16 protein-coding genes are annotated in these 18,223 nt (G+C 70.9%); 10 read left to right on the forward strand and 6 right to left on the reverse strand.

Annotated elements, in window-relative coordinates:
- The first annotated feature begins 29 nt into the window (after window positions 1-29).
- Window positions 30-518, forward strand: a complete 489-nt coding sequence (locus tag O3X23_RS22100) for a hypothetical protein (protein ID WP_269273209.1) — start codon at window positions 30-32, stop codon at window positions 516-518.
- Between the two features lie 51 nt (window positions 519-569).
- Here the strand turns inward: O3X23_RS22100 and O3X23_RS22105 are convergent, their stop codons facing one another.
- The 4 genes from O3X23_RS22105 to O3X23_RS22120 all read right to left on the reverse strand — a co-directional run bounded on the left by O3X23_RS22105 (window position 570) and on the right by O3X23_RS22120 (window position 4,448).
- Window positions 570-2,054: a GntP family permease gene (locus O3X23_RS22105; RefSeq protein ID WP_269273210.1), complete on the reverse strand. Its 1,485-nt coding sequence runs from the start codon at window positions 2,052-2,054 to the stop codon at window positions 570-572.
- A gap of 143 nt (window positions 2,055-2,197) precedes the next feature.
- Window positions 2,198-2,605, reverse strand: coding sequence for a RidA family protein (locus O3X23_RS22110; RefSeq protein ID WP_269273211.1), 408 nt, complete (start codon window positions 2,603-2,605; stop codon window positions 2,198-2,200).
- On the reverse strand, window positions 2,602-3,363 hold the full coding sequence (locus O3X23_RS22115; protein WP_269273212.1) for an IclR family transcriptional regulator: 762 nt from the start codon (window positions 3,361-3,363) through the stop codon (window positions 2,602-2,604). Before O3X23_RS22115 ends, O3X23_RS22110 begins: the two co-directional genes overlap by 4 nt.
- A complete protein-coding gene (locus O3X23_RS22120; protein WP_269273213.1) occupies window positions 3,360-4,448 on the reverse strand; it encodes a sugar kinase in 1,089 nt (362 codons plus the stop codon). The genes O3X23_RS22115 and O3X23_RS22120 overlap by 4 nt, the downstream gene beginning before the upstream one ends.
- A 187-nt stretch (window positions 4,449-4,635) precedes the next feature.
- Here O3X23_RS22120 and O3X23_RS22125 point away from each other — a divergent pair, with 187 nt between their 5' ends.
- From O3X23_RS22125 to O3X23_RS22135, 3 genes are all read left to right on the forward strand, one after another.
- Window positions 4,636-5,919, forward strand: coding sequence for an amino acid deaminase (locus tag O3X23_RS22125; RefSeq protein WP_269273214.1), 1,284 nt, complete (start codon window positions 4,636-4,638; stop codon window positions 5,917-5,919).
- 48 nt (window positions 5,920-5,967) lie between these two features.
- Window positions 5,968-7,584, forward strand: a complete 1,617-nt coding sequence (locus tag O3X23_RS22130; RefSeq protein ID WP_269273215.1) for an N-acyl-D-amino-acid deacylase family protein — start codon at window positions 5,968-5,970, stop codon at window positions 7,582-7,584.
- A 148-nt stretch (window positions 7,585-7,732) separates the two neighbouring features.
- Entirely contained in the window at window positions 7,733-8,947 is a 1,215-nt protein-coding gene (locus O3X23_RS22135) for a pyridoxal phosphate-dependent aminotransferase (protein WP_269273216.1), read from the forward strand.
- A gap of 250 nt (window positions 8,948-9,197) precedes the next feature.
- Here the strand turns inward: O3X23_RS22135 and O3X23_RS22140 are convergent, their stop codons facing one another.
- Complete coding sequence (locus tag O3X23_RS22140) at window positions 9,198-11,009, reverse strand: phosphoenolpyruvate carboxykinase (GTP) (RefSeq protein ID WP_269273217.1); 1,812 nt, start codon at window positions 11,007-11,009, stop codon at window positions 9,198-9,200.
- 272 nt (window positions 11,010-11,281) lie between these two features.
- On the opposite strand from O3X23_RS22140, the gene trhA reads away from it, so the two are divergent.
- From trhA to O3X23_RS22155, 3 genes are all read left to right on the forward strand, one after another.
- Window positions 11,282-11,980 carry a PAQR family membrane homeostasis protein TrhA gene (gene trhA, locus O3X23_RS22145; RefSeq protein WP_269273218.1) on the forward strand — a complete coding sequence of 233 codons (699 nt, stop codon included), beginning with the start codon at window positions 11,282-11,284 and terminating at the stop codon, window positions 11,978-11,980.
- A 224-nt stretch (window positions 11,981-12,204) separates the two neighbouring features.
- Window positions 12,205-13,758: a DHA2 family efflux MFS transporter permease subunit gene (locus O3X23_RS22150; protein ID WP_269273219.1), complete on the forward strand. Its 1,554-nt coding sequence runs from the start codon at window positions 12,205-12,207 to the stop codon at window positions 13,756-13,758.
- A gap of 5 nt (window positions 13,759-13,763) precedes the next feature.
- Window positions 13,764-14,402 (forward strand): acyl-CoA-like ligand-binding transcription factor, encoded by a 639-nt coding sequence (locus O3X23_RS22155; protein ID WP_269273220.1) that lies wholly within the window; start codon window positions 13,764-13,766, stop codon window positions 14,400-14,402.
- On the opposite strand, the gene O3X23_RS22160 is transcribed toward O3X23_RS22155, so the two are convergent.
- Window positions 14,399-16,495 carry a thioredoxin domain-containing protein gene (locus O3X23_RS22160; RefSeq protein WP_269273221.1) on the reverse strand — a complete coding sequence of 699 codons (2,097 nt, stop codon included), beginning with the start codon at window positions 16,493-16,495 and terminating at the stop codon, window positions 14,399-14,401. The two genes, O3X23_RS22155 and O3X23_RS22160, sit on opposite strands and share 4 nt — an antisense overlap.
- 254 nt (window positions 16,496-16,749) lie before the next feature.
- Here O3X23_RS22160 and O3X23_RS22165 point away from each other — a divergent pair, with 254 nt between their 5' ends.
- The 3 genes from O3X23_RS22165 to O3X23_RS22175 all read left to right on the forward strand — a co-directional run bounded on the left by O3X23_RS22165 (window position 16,750) and on the right by O3X23_RS22175 (window position 18,084).
- Complete coding sequence (locus tag O3X23_RS22165) at window positions 16,750-17,316, forward strand: Uma2 family endonuclease (protein WP_269273222.1); 567 nt, start codon at window positions 16,750-16,752, stop codon at window positions 17,314-17,316.
- A gap of 106 nt (window positions 17,317-17,422) precedes the next feature.
- Complete coding sequence (locus O3X23_RS22170; RefSeq protein ID WP_269273223.1) at window positions 17,423-17,665, forward strand: type II toxin-antitoxin system VapB family antitoxin; 243 nt, start codon at window positions 17,423-17,425, stop codon at window positions 17,663-17,665.
- Window positions 17,665-18,084, forward strand: coding sequence for a PIN domain nuclease (locus tag O3X23_RS22175; RefSeq protein WP_269273224.1), 420 nt, complete (start codon window positions 17,665-17,667; stop codon window positions 18,082-18,084). Before O3X23_RS22170 ends, O3X23_RS22175 begins: the two co-directional genes overlap by 1 nt.
- Window positions 18,085-18,223 lie beyond the last annotated feature (139 nt).

Below are 18,223 nucleotides of genomic sequence, written 5' to 3' on the forward strand. Positions count from 1 at the left end.
TCCGTCGGCAGCCGTACAGGTGGTTCCCCATGCGACGGCTGTCAAAGGCGATCATCCGGTCCTACGATGCCCACGCCAAGCGTCAACTCGGCATGCGCACGTACCTCCACATGACGGACGATGCCCGTGCGTCCTTCACCGTCTCGCTAGGCTACTTTCCCGCCGAGGGCGATCGAACCCGCGCGCTCAGACGCCTCTGCCGCGCCGAAGACCCCGAACTCCTCCGCCCTCCACAACTCGACACCTTCCACGCCGGCCACCTCGGCGAGGGCCTAAAAGCCCTGGGGCACGTCGTGCTAGACGACAACGAGATCGTCGCCAACCTCTGGTACGCCTTCCGCGACGAGACGCACGCACTCGACGTCGTCGTGTTCGCCTCCACCGGCGACCTGGTGCGGCTGCACGACGTCGGGCCCGACATCGATGCCCTCGTGCACGGGATCAAAGTGCGGGCGGATGACGAGGAGGGGTGGTGGGCGGGGGTCGCTGATGACATTCCCGCGGATATCGACCGTTGATACGAGAAGGGGCGCGCCGGCCCCGCCCGCGGGCAGGCGCACCCCTTCGGCCTAGATAACAAGGCTGAGCGACGCGGCGACCACGAAGCCCGATACCGACAGGACGGACTCGAGGACCGTCCAGGACTTGAGGGTGTCGCGTTCGGAGATGCCGAAGTACTTGGAGACCATCCAGAAGCCGCCGTCGTTGACGTGTGAGGCGAAGATGGAGCCGGCGGAGATCGCCATGATGACCAGGGCCAGGTGGGCCTGGGAGAAGTCGCCCGCGGAGAGCATGGGGGCGACGATTCCGGCGGTGGTGACGATGGCGACGGTCGCGGAGCCCTGGGCCACGCGCAGGACCACCGAGATCAGCCAGGCCAGCACGATGATCGGGAGGCCCGCGCTGTCGAAGGCGTCGGCGAGCGCCTGAGCGACCCCGCTGCCCTTGAGGACGGCGCCGAAGACACCGCCCGCGCCGACCACCAGCAGGATGTTGCCGACCGGCTTGAGCGAGGACGTCGAGACGGTTTCGAGGGACTTGCGGGACCAGCCGCGGCGGATGCCGAGCAGGTAGTAGGCGAGGAAGAGCGCGATCATCAGGGCCACGAAGGGGTGGCCGAAGAACTCGATGACCGATCGGAGGGTGCTCGGGTCCAGGGCGATGGAGGAGAACGTCGCGCACAGGATGAGCAGCAGCGGGGTGCCGATGATGGCGAGGACCGTGCCGAGCGAGACGGGGGTCTCGACGGGGGTGACGCCCGCGGCCTGCTGCTCGGCGGCGACGGCCGCCTTCGCCTCGTCGGCCGCGTCGACCATGTCCTGCGGGACGGGGACGAAGATGCGGTTGCCGATCCAGGCGGCGTAGACCCAGGCGGCGATGACGGACGGGATGCCGACGGCGGCGCCCATCAGGATGACCCAGCCGAGCTGGACGTGCAGCAGGCCGGCGGCGGCGACCGGTCCCGGGTGCGGGGGCAGGAACGCGTGGGTCATGGAGAGGCCCGCGAGCAGCGGCATCGCGTAGAGGACCATCGACTTGCCGTTGCGCTTGGCGGCGGCGTAGACGATCGGCGCGAGGACGAAGATGCCGACGTCGAAGAAGACCGGGATGCCGAAGATGAGGCCGGTCAGGCCCATCGCGAGCGGGGCGCGCTTCTCGCCGAAGGCGCTGAGCAGGCGGCCGGAGAGTGCTTCGGCGCCGCCGGATATCTCGAGGATCGCGCCGAGCATCGTGCCCAGCGCGATGATGATCGCGATGTGGCCGAGGGTGCCGCCCATGCCGGTCTCGATGAGCGAGGTGGCGCTGGACTTCTGCACCGTGCCGAAGAGTTCGGTGACGGACAGTCCCGCGGCGAGGCCGACGGCTATGGAGACGCCGAGCAGGGCGACGAACGGCTGGACGCGCGCCTTGATGATGAGCAGGAGCAGCAGGCCGATGCCGAGGGCTGCGACGGTCAGCAGGCCGGCCGTGCCGTGGATCAGCAGGAGGAGGCCGCCGGTGTGCGGCACCGGTGGTGGCGGGTCCGCGGCGAGGGTGGTGAGCGATGAGAACACGTGGGGACTCCGTATTCGGGGATGCGGGCAGGGGGGACCGCGGCACGGCGCCCGTGGTGCGGGCGCCGTGCCGTGCGGTGTCGGGGGTCGGGTGGCGCGGTGCTGCAAGGGGAAGAGCTCAGGGGAAGAGCTCAGGGAAAAGCTCAGCCGAGGACGGCCAGCGCGTCGATCTCGATCAGCAGGCCGGCGGGGAGGCCGACGTAGACGGTGGTGCGGGCCGACGGGGCTTCCTTCAGGCCGGCGAAGTACTCGTTGTAGATCGTGTTGAACTCCGCGAAGTGCGCGGTGTCGGTGAGGTAGACGCGCGTCATGATGACGTCCTCCCAGGAGGAGCCGCCCTCTTCGAGGATCGCCTTGACGTTCGCGAACGTCTGGAGGGTCTGTTCGCGGAGCGTCGGTCCCGCGGGGGTCGGGGCCTGGCCGTCCACCGCCGGCAGGAAGCCGACCTGGCCGGCGACCTGGAGGAGGTTGCCCTTGCGCACGCCGTGCGAGAACCTGGCGGGCGGGGTGGTGTGGGTCGCCGGGGTGATGGCGGTCTTGCTGTCGCTCATGGGGTGTCCTTCGAAACGGTGTTTCCTGAGTACTCCCGGCTGATGGCCTCCGCGGTACGGAGGATCAGCGGGCGCAGTTTGAGCAGTTCGTCGGCGGTGACGACGACGTTCGGCGCGGAGACGGACATCGCCGCGGCGATCCTGCCGTCGGCGCCCCGGATGGGGGCGCCGACGCAGTTGATGGATTCCTCGTGGCCGCCGAGGTCGGTGGCCCAGCCCTGGTCGCGCACGCGCAGGAGCTCGGTGAGGAAGGCGGCCGCGTCGGGTGTCGACCGGGCCGTGTACCTGGGGTATTCGAGGCGCTCGGCGATGGAGCGGCGCTCGGCCTCGGGGAGGTCGGACAGGAGCAGTTTGGCGACGGCGGCCACGGTGATCGCGACGGGCTTGCCGATCCGCGAGTACATCCGTACGGGGTAGCGGCTCTCGACCTTGTCGATGTAGACGACCTCGCCCTCCTCGTAGACCGCGAGGTGGATGGTGTGGCCGATCTTCTCGTTGAGCGCGAGGAGGTGCGGGTGGGCGATCTCCCGTACGTCCAGGGTCTCCATGGCCTGCTGGGCGAGGGCGAAGAGCCGGGCTCCGAGCCGGTAGCGCTGGTCCTCCTGGCGGTAGACCATGCCGTGCTCGTGGAGGGTGCGCAGCAGCCGGAGCGCCGTGGACTTGTGGACGTCGAGGCGGGTGGCGACCTGTTCGAGGTTGGCGGGTCCCTCCGCGAGCAGCGGCAGGATGCGCAGCGCGCGGTCGACTGTTTGGCTCATCTGTCCTTCTCCGTCCGTCCGGCCCGATCCGTCTGTCCGGCCGGTTCCGTCCCATCGGCCTGGTCCGTCCCACTGGCCGGTTCCGTCCCACCGGCCTGGTCCGTCCATCCGGGGCCCAGCCGCAGTGTCCCCCACGCTTCGTCGCCGAGGGCGACAAGGGCGTCGGCGTGGGCGCGTGCGGGCGGGGTGCCAAGGTCGCCGGGGACGGTGAGGGCGGCGGCGGCCATGACGTGCCCGTGGCGCAGCCGGTCGGCGAGGGACAGCCCGCGCAGGGTGGCGGAGAGGAAGCCTGCGGCGAACGCGTCACCGGCGCCGACGGGCTCGACGACGTCGACGCCGAGGGCCGGCACGAAGGTCGCGGTGTCGCCCGTGAAGGCGGTGGCGCCCGTGCTGCCCTGTTTGACGACGAGGACGGTGGGCTCGGGGAGCGCGGTGCGGATGGCGGCGGCGTCGGCCAGGCCCCAGGCGTCCTGCGCCTCGTCCTCGCCGACGAAGACGATGTCGCAGCCGCGGGCGAGTTCGGCGAGCAGCCAGGGGTCGTCGCCGGTGCGCCACAGGGCCGGGCGGAAGTTCACGTCGTACGAGACGAGGGGCCGGCCCGGCTCGCGGGCGACCAGGGAACGCATGAGGGCACGGCACTCGGGCGACAGCGCCGCGGTGATGCCGGACAGGTGCAGGATGCGGCCGGACCAGGCGTCGCGCCGGTGCACGGTCTCCGGGGACATGGCGGCGGCCGCGGAGCCGGCGCGGTAGTAGAGCACGGCGGTACGGTCCGCCAACTGCTCCTTGAAGTAGATGCCGGTGGGGCGGTCGGCGTCGCGCTGGACGGCGGTGACGTCGACGCCGGTCGCGGCGACGGCGCGGATCAGGTGGTCGCCGAAGCCGTCGCCGCCGACGCGGCTGATCCAGCGGGCGCTGTGACCGGAGCGGGCGAGGGCGCAGGCGACGTTGGACTCGGCGCCGCCGATCCCGCGGTGGAAGGCGGGGACGTCGGCGAGGCTGCCGGGCTGCGAGGGCACGAAGGTGACCATGGATTCGCCAAGGCACGCTACGTCGAACTGCGGGCCGCTCGGGACTGCGGGCACGGTCGCTCTCGCTCCTCATGGGGTCGTGGTGTCCGGCGGGCTCCACCCGCCCCGGCCACTGGCCGGTGCTTCACACACCGTTGACCCGGTGCTTGCCGGGATGTTAGACAGCTCAAAGCACGACATGCAATGGACGTTGCACATGTTGCAACGCAAGGGTCCGCGAAGAGATTCTCCAGGAGGTTCCATGGACGTCGCGAAGACGACCGAGCGGCTGCACGAGGAGCGGGTCGGTTTCCGCTTCAAGGGCCTGCCGCCGGATGCCGCGGAGCTGACCCTCGGTGAGCTGGCGGCCGAGCGGCGCTCGCTCTTCGACGGCGGCTTCACCACTCCGGTGCTCACGCTGTCCGCCGAGTCCCTGGAGCACAATCTCGCGCTGATGGAGAGCTACTCCGAGAAGTACGGCCTCGCCTTCGCCCCGCACGGCAAGACGTCGATGGCGCCGCAGCTCTTCGCCCGCCAAATCGGCCGCGGCGCCTGGGGCATCACGGCCGCCGTCCCTACCCAGGTCCGGGTGTACCGCGCCTTCGGCGTCCAACGGATCTTCCTGGCGAACGAGTTGGTGGACGCCGCCGCGCTGCGCTGGCTCGCCGCCGAACTCGCCGCCGACCCGGACTTCCGCTTCGCCTGCTACGTCGACTCCGTGCGCGGCGTGGAGCTGATGGACGCGGCCCTCGCCACCGGCGACCGGTCCCGCCCCGTCGACGTCGTCGTGGAGCTGGGCGAGGAGGGCGGACGTACCGGCGTACGCGGCGCCGCGGCCGCCACCGAGGTCGCCGACGCCGTCGGCGCCGCCCGCCACCTGCGGCTCGTCGGGGTCGCCGGGTACGAGGGCGAGATCCCCGTCAAGACGCCGGAGACCGTCCGCGACTGGCTGAACCGGCTCGTCGCCCTCACCCGGGACTTCGACGCCGCCGGACGCTTCGCGGACGCCGACGAGATCATCCTCAGCGCGGGCGGCAGCGGCTGGTTCGACGCGGTCGCCGAGGTGTTCCAGCCGGTCGGGGCGGCGGACTTCTCGAAGCCGCTGCTCAAGCTGCTGCGCTCGGGCGCGTACATCACCCACGACGACGGCCACTACCGCGAGATCACCCCGTTCCACGACCGGATCCCCCAGGAAGGCGCTCTCCAGCCCGCGTTCCGGCTGTGGGCCCAGGTCGTCTCGAAGCCGGAGACCGCGCTCGCCTTCCTCAACGCCGGCAAGCGCGACGCCTCCTTCGACCTCGGACTGCCGGAACCGCAGGTCGTCCGCGGCACGGACGGCGTGCTGCGGCCGGCGGCCGGGCTGACGGTGACGGCCCTCTCCGACCAGCACACGTTCGTCGCCATCGCCCCCGGCGCCGGTCTGGAGATCGGCGAATGGGTCGGCCTCGGCCTCTCCCACCCCTGCACGGCGTTCGACAAGTGGAAGCTGCTGCCGCTGGTCGAGGCGGACGGCACGGTCACGGAGTACATCCGCACGTTCTTCTGAGCCGTCTTCCCACCCAGTCACCCGTCCGAGCAGAGGAAAGGCACCGGCATGGATCTCGTGTTCCGCGACGTGAGCGTCATCGACGGAAGCGGGGAGGCCGCGTACCGGGCCGACATCGGCATCGACGCGGGCCGGATCGCCGAGATCCGGCCCGAGGACGAGGCACGCTTCGGGGACGTGCGGCTGACCGGGACCCGGGTCGTCGACGCGGGCGGCCTGGCGCTCGCCCCCGGGTTCATCGACATGCACGCGCACAGCGATCTCGCCCTGCTGCGGGACCCCGACCACTCCGCGAAGGCCGCCCAGGGCGTGACGCTGGAGGTGCTGGGGCAGGACGGGCTGTCGTACGCGCCCGTCGACGACCGCACCCTCGCCGAGGTCCGCGCGCAGATCACCGGCTGGAACGGTGACGGCTCGGACATCGACTTCGACTGGCGCAGCGTCGGCGAGTACCTGGACCGGCTCGACCGGGGCATCGCGGTGAACGCCGCGTACCTCGTCCCGCAGGGCACCGTCCGGATGCTGGCGCTGGGCTGGGAGGACCGCCCGGCCACGGCGGCCGAGGTGACCACGATGAAGCGGCTGGTGGCGGAGGGGCTGGAACAGGGCGCCGTCGGCCTGTCGTCGGGGCTGACGTACACGCCGGGGATGTACGCGTCGGACGCCGAACTCACCGAGCTGTGCCGGGTGGTGGCGGCGTACGACGGCTACTACTGCCCGCACCACCGCTCGTACGGGGCGGGCGCGCTCCAGGCGTACGAGGAGATGGTGGCGCTGACCCGGGACGCCGGCTGCGCCCTGCACCTGGCGCACGCGACGATGAACTTCGGGGTGAACAAGGGCAGGGCGCCGGAGCTGCTGGAACTGCTGGACCGGGCCCTCGACGCGGGCTCCGACATCTCGCTCGACACGTACCCCTACCTCCCCGGCTGCACGACGCTCGCGGCGATGCTGCCGAGCTGGGCGACGGAGGGCGGTCCGGAGGCGACGCTCGCACGGCTGCGGGACGACGCGACGGCGGAGCGCATCCGCCACGTGATGGAGGTCGACGGGGCGGACGGCTGCCACGGCGTGCCGATGGACTGGGCGACGATCGAGATCTCCGGGGTGAGCGACCCCGGACTCGCGGGCTGCGTCGGCAGGACCGTCGCGCGCAGCGCGGCCGAACGCGGCGAGGAGCCGTTCGTGACGGCCCGGCGGCTGCTGATCGCCGACCGGCTGGGGACGACGATCCTGCAGCACGTCGGCCACGAGGAGAACGTCCGGGCGATCATGCGGCACCGGGTCCACACCGGCGGCAGCGACGGCATCCTGATGGGCTACAAGCCGCACCCGCGCGCGTACGGGACCTTCCCCGAGTACCTGGGCACGTACGTGCGCGAGCTGGGCATCCTCTCCCTGGAGGAGTGCGTCGCGCACCTCACCTCCCGCCCGGCCGCCCGGCTGCGGCTGCCCGACCGGGGCCTGGTCCGCGAGGGCTACCGGGCGGACCTGGTGCTCTTCGACCCGGCGACGGTGGCGGCCGGTTCCTCCTTCGACGCCCCGCGCGTCCTGCCGACCGGCATCCCGCACGTCCTCATCGACGGCCGTTTCGTCATCGAGGACGGCCGCCGCACGGACGTCCTGGCGGGCCGCTCGGTCCGGCGGGAGCCGGCGCGACGGTAGTGGGCGCGGCACGGCCGGTCAGCGGGCCGGACGGCCCCGCCGTCCGGCCGCCGTGCGGGCGGCCGGACGGAGCAAAGGGCCACCATCCCGTGCCGACGTGGCGAAAAACACCGGGCGGCCGGGCGTACTCGCCCGTAAGGTGACGGGCATGCAGCAGGTGATCCAGTCCACGAAGCTCGCGAATGTCTGTTACGAGATCCGAGGCCCGGTCCTCGAAGAGGCGATGCGGCTCGAGGCGGCGGGCCATCGCATCCTCAAGCTCAACACCGGCAATCCGGCGCCCTTCGGCTTCGAGTGCCCGCCCGAGATCCTCGAGGACATGCTGCGCACCCTGGGTGACGCGCACGGTTACGGCGACGCGAAGGGCCTGCTCTCGGCGCGCCGGGCGGTGATGCAGCACTACCAGACCAAGGGCATCCCGCTGGAGGTCGACGACGTCTACCTCGGCAACGGCGTCTCGGAGCTCATCCAGATGTCGATGCAGGCGCTGCTCGACGACGGCGACGAGGTGCTGGTCCCCGCGCCCGACTACCCGCTGTGGACGGCCTCGGTCTCGCTGGCCGGCGGTACCGCGGTGCACTACCGCTGCGACGAGCAGGCCGACTGGATGCCGGACCTCGCGGACATCGAGCGCAAGGTCACCGACCGCACCAAGGCCATCGTCATCATCAACCCGAACAACCCCACGGGCGCGGTCTACGACGACGAGATGCTGCGCGGTCTCACCGACATCGCGCGCCGCCACAAGCTGATCGTCTGCTCCGACGAGATCTACGACAAGATCCTGTACGACGGCGCCACGCACACCCCGACCTCGGCCATCGCCCCCGACCTGCTGACGCTGACGTTCAACGGGCTGTCCAAGGCGTACCGGGTGGCGGGGTACCGCAGCGGGTGGATGGCGGTGTGCGGTCCGAAGGCGCACGCCTCCAGCTACATCGAGGGTCTGACGATCCTGGCCAACATGCGGCTGTGCGCCAACATGCCCGCCCAGCACGCGATCGCCACCGCGCTCGGCGGCCATCAGTCGATCAACAGCCTCATCCTGCCCGGCGGCCGGCTGCTGGCGCAGCGCGACGCCGCGTACGACGCGCTCACCCAGATCCCGGGTGTCACCTGCGTCAAGCCGAAGGGCGCGCTCTACCTCTTCCCCCGGCTGGACCCGAGCGTCTACAAGATCAAGGACGACCGGCAGATGGTCCTCGACCTGCTGCGCGCCGAGAAGATCATGGTGGTGCACGGCACCGGCTTCAACTGGCACGAGCCGGACCACTTCCGCATCGTGACCCTGCCGTACGCGGACGATCTGACGGAGGCCGTCGCGCGCATCGCGCGCTTCCTGGACGGCTACAGCCAGCCGTAGGCGCTCTCGCTCGCCGAAAACGCCCGAGGGCCCGGTCACGACGTGCGTCGTGACCGGGCCCTCGGCGTGAGGGTTGGCATCGGTCCGTCCGGCAGACGGTCTTGGTCGGGGTGTCTGCCGTGCGGCCGGAAGCCGCGCCACCGGGCGGGCCACCCGCATCGCACATGCGGGTGGTCCGCCCGAGTCCATGTCTCCGAGCCCGGCGGGCCCCCGCCCCCGCGAGAGGGGGAACCGCGCCGGAGGCGGGTCGTCAGCCCAGGCGGGCGACCAGCGCGCGGTACTCGTCCCACAGTTCCTTCGGTGTGTGCTCGCCGAAGGTCTCCAGGTGGGAGGGGATCAGGCCGGCCTCGTCGCGCCAGACCTCGAGGTCGACGGAGAGCAGCAGGTCCAGGTCCTCCTGCGAGATGTCGAGCCCCTCGGTGTCGAGGGCGCCCGCGGCCGGGAGGATGCCGATGGGCGTCTCGACGCCCTCGCCCTCGCCGTTGAGGCGTTCGACGATCCACTTCAGGACCCGGCTGTTCTCGCCGAAGCCCGGCCACACGAAGCGGCCGCCGGCGTCCTTGCGGAACCAGTTGACGTAGTAGATCTTCGGCAGCTTGGCGGCGTCGGCCTGCTGGCCGATCTTGATCCAGTGGCCGAAGTAGTCGCCCATGTTGTAGCCGCAGAACGGCAGCATGGCGAACGGGTCGCGGCGCAGCTCGCCGACCTTGCCCTCGGCGGCGGCGGTCTTCTCCGAGGCGATGTTGGAGCCGATGAAGACGCCGTGCTGCCAGTTGAAGGACTCGGTGACCAGCGGCACCGCGCTGGCGCGGCGGCCGCCGAAGAGGATCGCGGAGATCGGCACGCCCTTGGGGTCCTCCCACTCGGGCGCGATGGTCGGGCACTGCGAGGCCGGGACGGCGAACCGGGCGTTGGGGTGCGCGGCCGGGGTGCCGGACTCGGGCGTCCAGTCGTTGCCCTTCCAGTCGATGAGGTGGGCCGGCGGCTCGTCCGTCATGCCCTCCCACCAGACGTCGCCGTCGTCGGTCAGGGCGACGTTGGTGAAGACCGTGTTGGCGTACATGGTCTTCATGGCGTTGGCGTTGGTGTCGTCGCCGGTGCCGGGCGCCACGCCGAAGAAGCCGGCCTCGGGGTTGATCGCGTAGAGCTGGCCGTCCTCGCCGAAGCGCATCCAGGCGATGTCGTCGCCGACGGTCTCGACGGTCCAGCCGGGGATGGTCGGCTGCAGCATCGCGAGGTTGGTCTTGCCGCAGGCCGAGGGGAACGCGGCGGCGATGTACTTGGCCTCGCCGGTCGGCGGGGTCAGCTTGAGGATCAGCATGTGCTCGGCGAGCCAGCCCTCGTCGCGGGCCATGACGGAGGCGATGCGCAGCGCGTAGCACTTCTTGCCGAGCAGGGCGTTGCCGCCGTAGCCGGAACCGTAGGACCAGATCTCGCGGGTCTCGGGGAAGTGCGAGATGTACTTGGTGGTGTTGCAGGGCCACGGCACGTCGGCCTGTCCCTCGGCGAGCGGCGCGCCGAGGGTGTGCACGGCCTTGACGAAGAAGCCGTCGTCGCCGAGGTCGTCCAGGACGGCCTTGCCCATGCGGGTCATGGTGCGCATGGCGACGGCGACGTACGCGGAGTCGGTGATCTCGACGCCGTTGGCGGAGAGCGGGGAGCCGACCGGGCCCATGCAGAACGGGACGACGTACATGGTGCGGCCGCGCATGGAGCCGCGGAACAGGCCCTGGTCGCCCGAGAAGATCTCGTGCATCTCCGCCGGGGCTTTCCACCGGTTGGTCGGGCCGGCGTCCTGCTCGCGCTCGGAGCAGATGAACGTGCGGTCCTCGACCCGGGCCACGTCGGTGGGGTCGGAGGCGGCGTAGTAGGAGTTCGGGCGCTTGTCGGGGTCGAGCTGCTTGAAGGTGCCGTTCGCCACGAGGTCGTCACAGAGGCGCTGGTACTCGGCCTCCGAGCCGTCGCACCACACGATCTCGTCCGGCTGGGTGATCTCGGCGATTTCGCCGACCCAGGCGATCAGGTCCTTGTGATTGGTGGGAGCCGCAATTTCGCGCGCCACGATCGCTCCGTCCCGCCGAATTTGCACAGATTCGGCGTCAGATTTGAGGGTTTTGCGGACTCTAGTCCTGCTGTCCGCATGGTGGAACTACCTCGGCCCCTTGGGGGCTGCGACCCGGACGCCACGTGGCCGCTCATCCGGTGCCGACTGCACTCATATGAGTGTCGGGGGAGAAAACCCGATCTGTCCAGGGCGCAAAGGGTGAGCATCGCCACTTCACCCGCCGAAGCTACGGTGCCGTAACCTACGGTCCCGTAGGTAGGATTGACGCCATGGACCCCGTCGAGGAGACTTCCGCTGTGTCTCAAGCCGTAGAAGAGCTCGACCCGCCCACCCTCCTGAAGCCCCTGTTCAGAGGGTGGATTCATGCCGGTATGTTCCCAGCGGTACTCATCGCGGGAGTGGTACTGACCGCCTTCGCGGAGAGCACCCGGGGGCGCATCGCCTGCGGAGTCTTCACCGTGACGGCCTGCGCGCTGTTCGGCGTGAGCGGCCTCTACCACCGGGGGACCTGGGGTCCGAGGGGCGAGGCGATCCTGCGCCGCCTGGACCACTCCAACATCTTCCTGATCATCGCCGGCAGCTACACGCCGCTCGCGATCCTGTTGCTCCCGTCGAACAAGGCGACCCCGCTGCTGTGGTTCGTCTGGGCCGGCGCGCTGGCCGGCATCGCCTTCCGGGTCTTCTGGGTCGGCGCCCCGCGCTGGCTCTACACCCCCTGCTACATCGCGCTCGGCTGGGCGGCTGTCTTCTACCTGCCGGAATTCCTGCGCACCGGCGGCATCGCGGTACTGGTCCTGGTCGTCGCCGGCGGCCTGCTCTACAGCGCGGGCGGCGTCATCTACGCCCTCAAGCGCCCCAACCCCTCGCCCCAATGGTTCGGCTTCCACGAGGTGTTCCACACCCTGACGCTGGCGGCCTTCGCCGCCCACTACGTCGGGATCTCCCTGGTCGCCTACCGGCACGCGTAGCCGCCGCGAGGGGCCTGGACTCCGGCTCATGCCCCGCTCAAGGCAACCGCCCAACGGCCCGCCGCAGACTCGACCCAGGCGCCCGCGACCGATCCGGTCGCGGGCGCCTTTGCGTACCCGGACGCCTTCCCCCGCCCGGCGCACAACAGAATATTGACAGGCTCCATCTTTTGCGAGCTACTATCAATTGATAGCAGCTCTTGAAAATTTGACGGAGGAGTGTCATGACCGCACAGCTCGACCCCCGGCGCTGGTGGGCGCTCGGAGCCATGGTCGCGAGCATGCTCGTGCTCGGCTTCGACATGACGATCCTGAACGTGGCGCTCCCGACGATGGCCGGCCAACTCGGCGCCACCACCGGCGAGCAGCAGTGGATGGCGGACGCCTACGTCGTCGTCTTCGCCGCCCTGATGCTCCCCGCGGGGCTGCTCGGCGACCGCTTCGGCCGCCGCAGGATGCTCGTGACCGGTCTCGGGATCTTCCTCGCCGGCTCGCTCGTCGGCTCGCTGGCCACCAGCGTCGAGCCGGTCATCGCCGCCCGCGCGGTCATGGGCATCGGCGGCGCGCTGGTCATGCCGCTCGCCCTCGCCGTGCTGCCGTCGCTCTTCGCGCCCAACGAGCGCGCCAAGGCGGTCGGCATCGTCACCGCCGCCTCCGCGCTCGGGATGCCGCTCGGCCCGATCATCGGCGGCTTCCTGCTCAACCACTTCTGGTGGGGATCGGTCTTCCTGATCAACGTCCCGATGGCCGCCCTCGGGATCATCGCCTGTGTCTTCCTGCTGCCCGAGACCCGCGACCCGGCGTCGCCCAAGGTCGACGCGGTCTCCACCGCGCTCACCGCCGCCGGCCTCGGCACGCTCATCTACGGGATCATCGAGGCGCCCGCCCGCGGCTGGACCGACCCGGTCGTGGTGGGGATGCTCGCCGGGGCCGCCGTCCTGATCGCCGCCCTCGTCCTGCGCGAACGCCGGATGGCCCGGCCGATGCTGGACATGACGCTGCTCGGCCACCGCCCGTTCCTGCTCAACACGCTCGCCGCGACCCTGGGCATGTTCATCTTCTCCGGGCTGATGTTCGTCCTCCCGCCGTACCTGACGGCGGTGCTCGGCAACGACGCCTTCGGCACCGGCCTGCGACTGCTGCCGATGATGGGCGGCGTGATGTTCGCCGCCAAGGGCAGCGCCTCCCTCATCCAGCGGTTCGGCGCCCGCGCGGTGATCAGCGGCGGCCTGGTGGTCCTCGCCCTCGCGGCGTTCCTCGGCAGCCGTACCACCGTCGACACCGGCTACGGCTTCACCGCCCTGTGGCTGTCCGTCGTCGGCTTCGGGTTCGGCTTCGCCGTGGTCCCCGCCATGACGGCGGCGCTCAGCGCGCTGCCCACCGACCGGGCGGGCAGCGGCTCGGGACTGCTGAGCACCGTGCGGCAGGTGGGCGCCGCGATCGGGATCGCGCTGCTCGGTTCGCTGCTGGTCGGCGCCTACGCCGACCGGCTGCCGGCCGGGGCGCCGCACGCCGCCGCCGACTCCGTCGTCGCGGCCCACGTGGTGGCCGGCAGGCTCGGCGACCCCGGCCTCGCCTCCGCCGCGAACGCCGCCTACGTGCACGGCATGTCGACGGTCCTGCTGGTCTGCGGCGTCACCGCCCTCCTGGCGGCGCTGCTGACCGCGACGCTGCTGCCCAAGGACGGTGCCGACGCGGTGACCGGACCGGATGCCGAGCCCGAGGACTCCGGAGCCGCACCGCCGGTGGCCGCGCTGCCCGCCGATGCCGGACAATGACGGGCATGCCAGCACGCACCACGGCCGCCACGACCAGCGCCCCGCCCGGCCCGCCGAAGACCGGCCTGCGGGAGCGGAAGAAGATCCAGACCCGCCAGGCGATCCGCAGGGCCGCGTACCGGCTCTTCGAGGAGCAGGGGTACGACGCCACGCCCGTCGACCGGATCGCCGAGGCCGCCGACGTCTCCCCCAGCACCGTCTTCCGGTACTTCCCCACCAAGGAGGACATCGTCCTCACGGACGAGTACGACCCGCTGATCGAGGCGGCGATCCGGGCCCGCCCGGCCGGCGAGTCCCCGCTCCAGGCGATCCGGCACGCCATCGTGGAAGCGCTGCGCGCCGTCTACGAGGACCCGCAGGAACGCGCGGACCTCAGCGCCAGGACCAGGCTGCTGCGGGACGTGCCGGCCGTCCGCGCCCGCTCCATGGAGAGCATGTCGCTGACCAGCCGGATGCTCGCCCGCGTCATCGCCGAGCGCACCGACCGCCCGGCGGACGACCTGGAACTGCGGATCTTCACCGGGGCGGTACTCGGCGCCTTCCAGGAGGCCACGATGCACTGGGCCGAGCACGACCAGCGCGGCGACCTCCTGGACGTCGTCGAGCGCACCCTGGACGTGCTGGAGCGCGGACTGACCCTCTAAGCCGTTCCGGGCGCGGTTCCCACCAGCGCGGCCAGCGCGGCCGGATCGGTGGTCGGCGCGTCGCACACGAAGTGCCGGCAGACGTACGCCGCCGGGCGGTCGCCGACGAGCGGCCGCTCGTGCAGCAGGGGGAACTCGTCACTGCCGGGCGCGCCCGGTGCCACCACGGCGCCGGGGGCGGTGGCCAGCAGCGCCGTCCGGTGCAGCGCGGCGGTCGCCGGGTGGTCGGGCGCTCCCACCACCGCGATCTCCCGGGGGCCGTCCAGGGCCGCCTCGGCGACGGCGAGCCCCCACCCGATGAAGCGCGGCGCGCGCGGCGCCAGTGCCCCCACGACGCCGAGCGCGCGTTCCGCCGCCTCGCGGTGGGCGCTCGACCCGGTGTGGGCGGCGTACGACAGCAGAGCACCGGCGGCGGCCGTCCAGCCGGACGGGGTGGCGTTGTCGGTCGGGTCCTGGGGGCGGCGGATCAGCGCCTCGGCGTCGTCGGCGGTGTCGTAGAGCGTGCCGTCGGGGGCGATGAAGTGGTGCACCACCGAGTCGAGGAACAGCCCCGCGAAGTCCAGCCAGACGCCTTCGCCGGTGACCGCGCCGAGGGCGAGGAAGCCCTCGGCGACATCCGCGTAGTCCTCCAGCACCCCGGAGTTGGCGCCCACGACACCGTCGCGCGACGTGCGGGCGAGGCGGCCGGCGTGGTCCATGTGGACCCGCACCAGCACGTCGGCCGCGTCCAGTGCGGCCCTGACCAGGTCCGGGCGGTCGAAGTACGCGCCGGTCTCGGCGAGCGCCGCGATGGCCAGGCCGTTCCACGCGGCGACGACCTTGTCGTCCCGGCCGGGCCGCGGCCGCTCCTCGCGGGCCGCGAGCAGCCGCTCACGGATCGACGCCGCGCGGTCCGCGTCACCGGGCGCGGCGTCCGCCGCCAGCCGCAGCACGGAGGCGCCCTCCTCGAAGGTGCCCTCGCGCGTCACCCCGAAGTGCGCCGCGGCGAACGCCGCGTCCTGCTCGCCGAGCACCGCCCGCAGTTCCTCGGGCGTCCAGGCGTAGAACGCCCCTTCGGCGTGCGAACCGCCCTCCCGTCGCCCACCACCACCCTTCTGCGGAAGCGCTTCGCGCGCCCCTTCCTCTTTCCGGTCGCTGTCGGCATCCAGCGCTGACGCGAACCCGCCCTCGCTCGTGCGCAGTTCGCGCACCATGAAGTCGGCGGTCTCCAGCGCGACACGGCGCGCGAGATCCGAGCCGGTGGAGCGCCACAGGTGCGCGTAGACGCGGCACAGCAGCGCGTTGTCGTAGAGCATCTTCTCGAAGTGCGGCACGGTCCAGGTGCGGTCCACCGCGTACCGGGCGAAGCCGCCGCCCAGCTGGTCGTAGATGCCGCCGCGGGCCATCGCCTCGCAGGTGTCGGACGCCATCCGCAGGGCGTCCTCCGATCCGGTGCGGGCGTGGTGGCGGAGCAGGAACTCCACGGCCATGGACGGCGGGAACTTCGGCGCTCCGCCGAAGCCGCCGTGCTCCGCGTCGTACTCCCCGGCCAGCGCGAGCAGCGCGGCGTCCAGTTCCTTCGCGCCGGGTGTCACCGACGCCCCGTAGGCGCTCTGCCGGTCGCCGAGGTCCTTGACGATGCGCGCGGCGACCTCGTCCACCTCGTCCCGCCGCTCCCGCCAGGCCGTGCTCACGCCGTCCAGCACCTGCCGGAACGAGGGCATGCCGTGGCGCGGCTCGGGCGGGAAGTACGTGCCGAAGTAGAACGGCTCGGCGTCCGGGGTCAGGAACACCGTCATGGGCCAGCCGCCCTGCCCGGTCGCCGCCTGCACGGCCTCCATGTAGACGGCGTCGACGTCCGGCCGCTCCTCGCGGTCGACCTTCACCGGCACGAAGTGCTCGTTGAGGTGGGCGGCGACCGTCTCGTCCTCGAACGATTCATGCGCCATCACATGGCACCAGTGGCAACTGCTGTAACCGACGCTGAGCAGCACCGGCACCCCGCGCTCGCGGGCCTCGGCGAACGCCTCCGCGCCCCACGGCCACCAGTCCACAGGGTTGTCGGCGTGCTGGAGGAGGTAGGGAGAGGTGGAACGGCTGAGTCGATTGGCCATGTACCCACCCTCACACACGGTGTCGCCCTGCGACGTGTACGGCATCGAGGCTGGGACGGAACTTCCCGCCGCCGCGCTGAAGGCGATCACCTCCACACCCACGTCGCGATCATCGAAACGCCTTCGAGCCGTCCCCGAACGGTCGTCCTACGCCGGTCACAGACGGCCGTCCGACCGTTCGCTGAGGCGTTCCGACGGCACCGACCAGTAGGCTGAGCCGCAGAACCGTCGAGCATCCTCGAGGGAGGTACGCCATGTCTGCTGAGATGGTCGCGCCGGCGTGGATGCACACGCAGATCAGCGCGGAGCAGTACGACTCGTGGTCCGCGGAGCAGTGCGCCGGCATCGAGATCGTGGACGGGATGGTCGTCGTGAGCCCGAGCACGACGAAGCGGCACAATCGGCTGGCCCGGATCCTGGCCAACGCCCTGGATTCCGCCGCGGGGGCGGACTGGAACGCCGACACGGACTTCGACGTCCGCCTGCAGAACGTACCGCTGACAAATCGGCGTCCGGATGTCGTCGTGTACCGCGCGGACACCCTCGACCTCACGCCTACCCGCCCTGAGCACGTACTCCTGGTCGTCGAGGTCGTCTCGCCGGGCTCGGAGACCACGGACCGCGTCGTGAAGGTGGATCAGTACGCCAAGGCGGCCATCCCGTTCTACTGGCGGATCGAGCAGGCCGCCACGGGCATTCCGCTCGTCTACACCTACGTTCTGGATCCTGCCAGCAGGGCCTACCGGGACGGCGAGGTGTTCACCGGCGTGATCAAAGCCGTCGTGCCCTTCCCCGTCACGGTCGACCTCGCCGCCATCTGACCGGACCGCTCTCGCTCAGGTGAACCCGCAGGAGAGCGCTAAACGATATCGCTATTCAAGTCATGGTGATATCGTTTGGCGTGTCTGACATCCGAGGGAGGCCAGCATGGCGAGGACAGTGATCGACCTTGACGAGACCATGGTCGCCGAGGCAATGCGCATCTTTGGCACCAAGACAAAAGCCCAGGCCGTACGGCTCGCTATGGAAGATGCCGTCAAGCGACACCTGCGGCAGGAGGGCTTCGAGGCCATGGAAGCCGGCGACTTCGACTTCAGCGAGATCATCGAGAGCACCGGTCCTCGCAACGGCGACGGGACCCTCAAGCGCCGAGGCGGCCGGGCCGCCTGATGCAAGACCGCTACCTGATCGACAAATCAGCTTTGGCACGCTGGACGAAGCCCGGCGTCAGAGAGGTACTCAAGCCCCTCCATGAGCGCTATCTGCTTGTAGTCTGCCAACCCACCGAGTACGAGATGATCCACTCGGCCCGGGATTCCGCTGAGGCAACGCGAATCAGCACCTGGCTCCGCGCCTTCGACTACCTGTCCAGTGACGACGACACCTTTACCCGCGCACTGAAGGTCCAGCGCCACGCACTCAACGCGGGCTTCCACCGGGCACTGTCACTTCCCGACCTCCTGATCGCCGCCACAGCGGAACTGAACCGGCTGACCGTGCTCCACTACGACGGCGACTTCGACATGATCGCCTCCCTCACCGGCCAACCCACCGAGTGGGTCGTGCCACCAGGCACCGCCGACCGCTGAGCAGTACTGAGGGCGCTGTTGCGACCGCTGACTCCTGCGGGGAGCCTGGCGGCCCCGACATCGACGATCGTGTGTGTAACGGAGGGCCAGACTCCAGGTCGGCCCCTGCCGCGGTAGCCCGGCCGATACTGAACCCGGC

This window comes from Streptomyces sp. H39-S7 (assembly GCF_027158205.1).
Classification (GTDB): domain Bacteria; phylum Actinomycetota; class Actinomycetes; order Streptomycetales; family Streptomycetaceae; genus Actinacidiphila.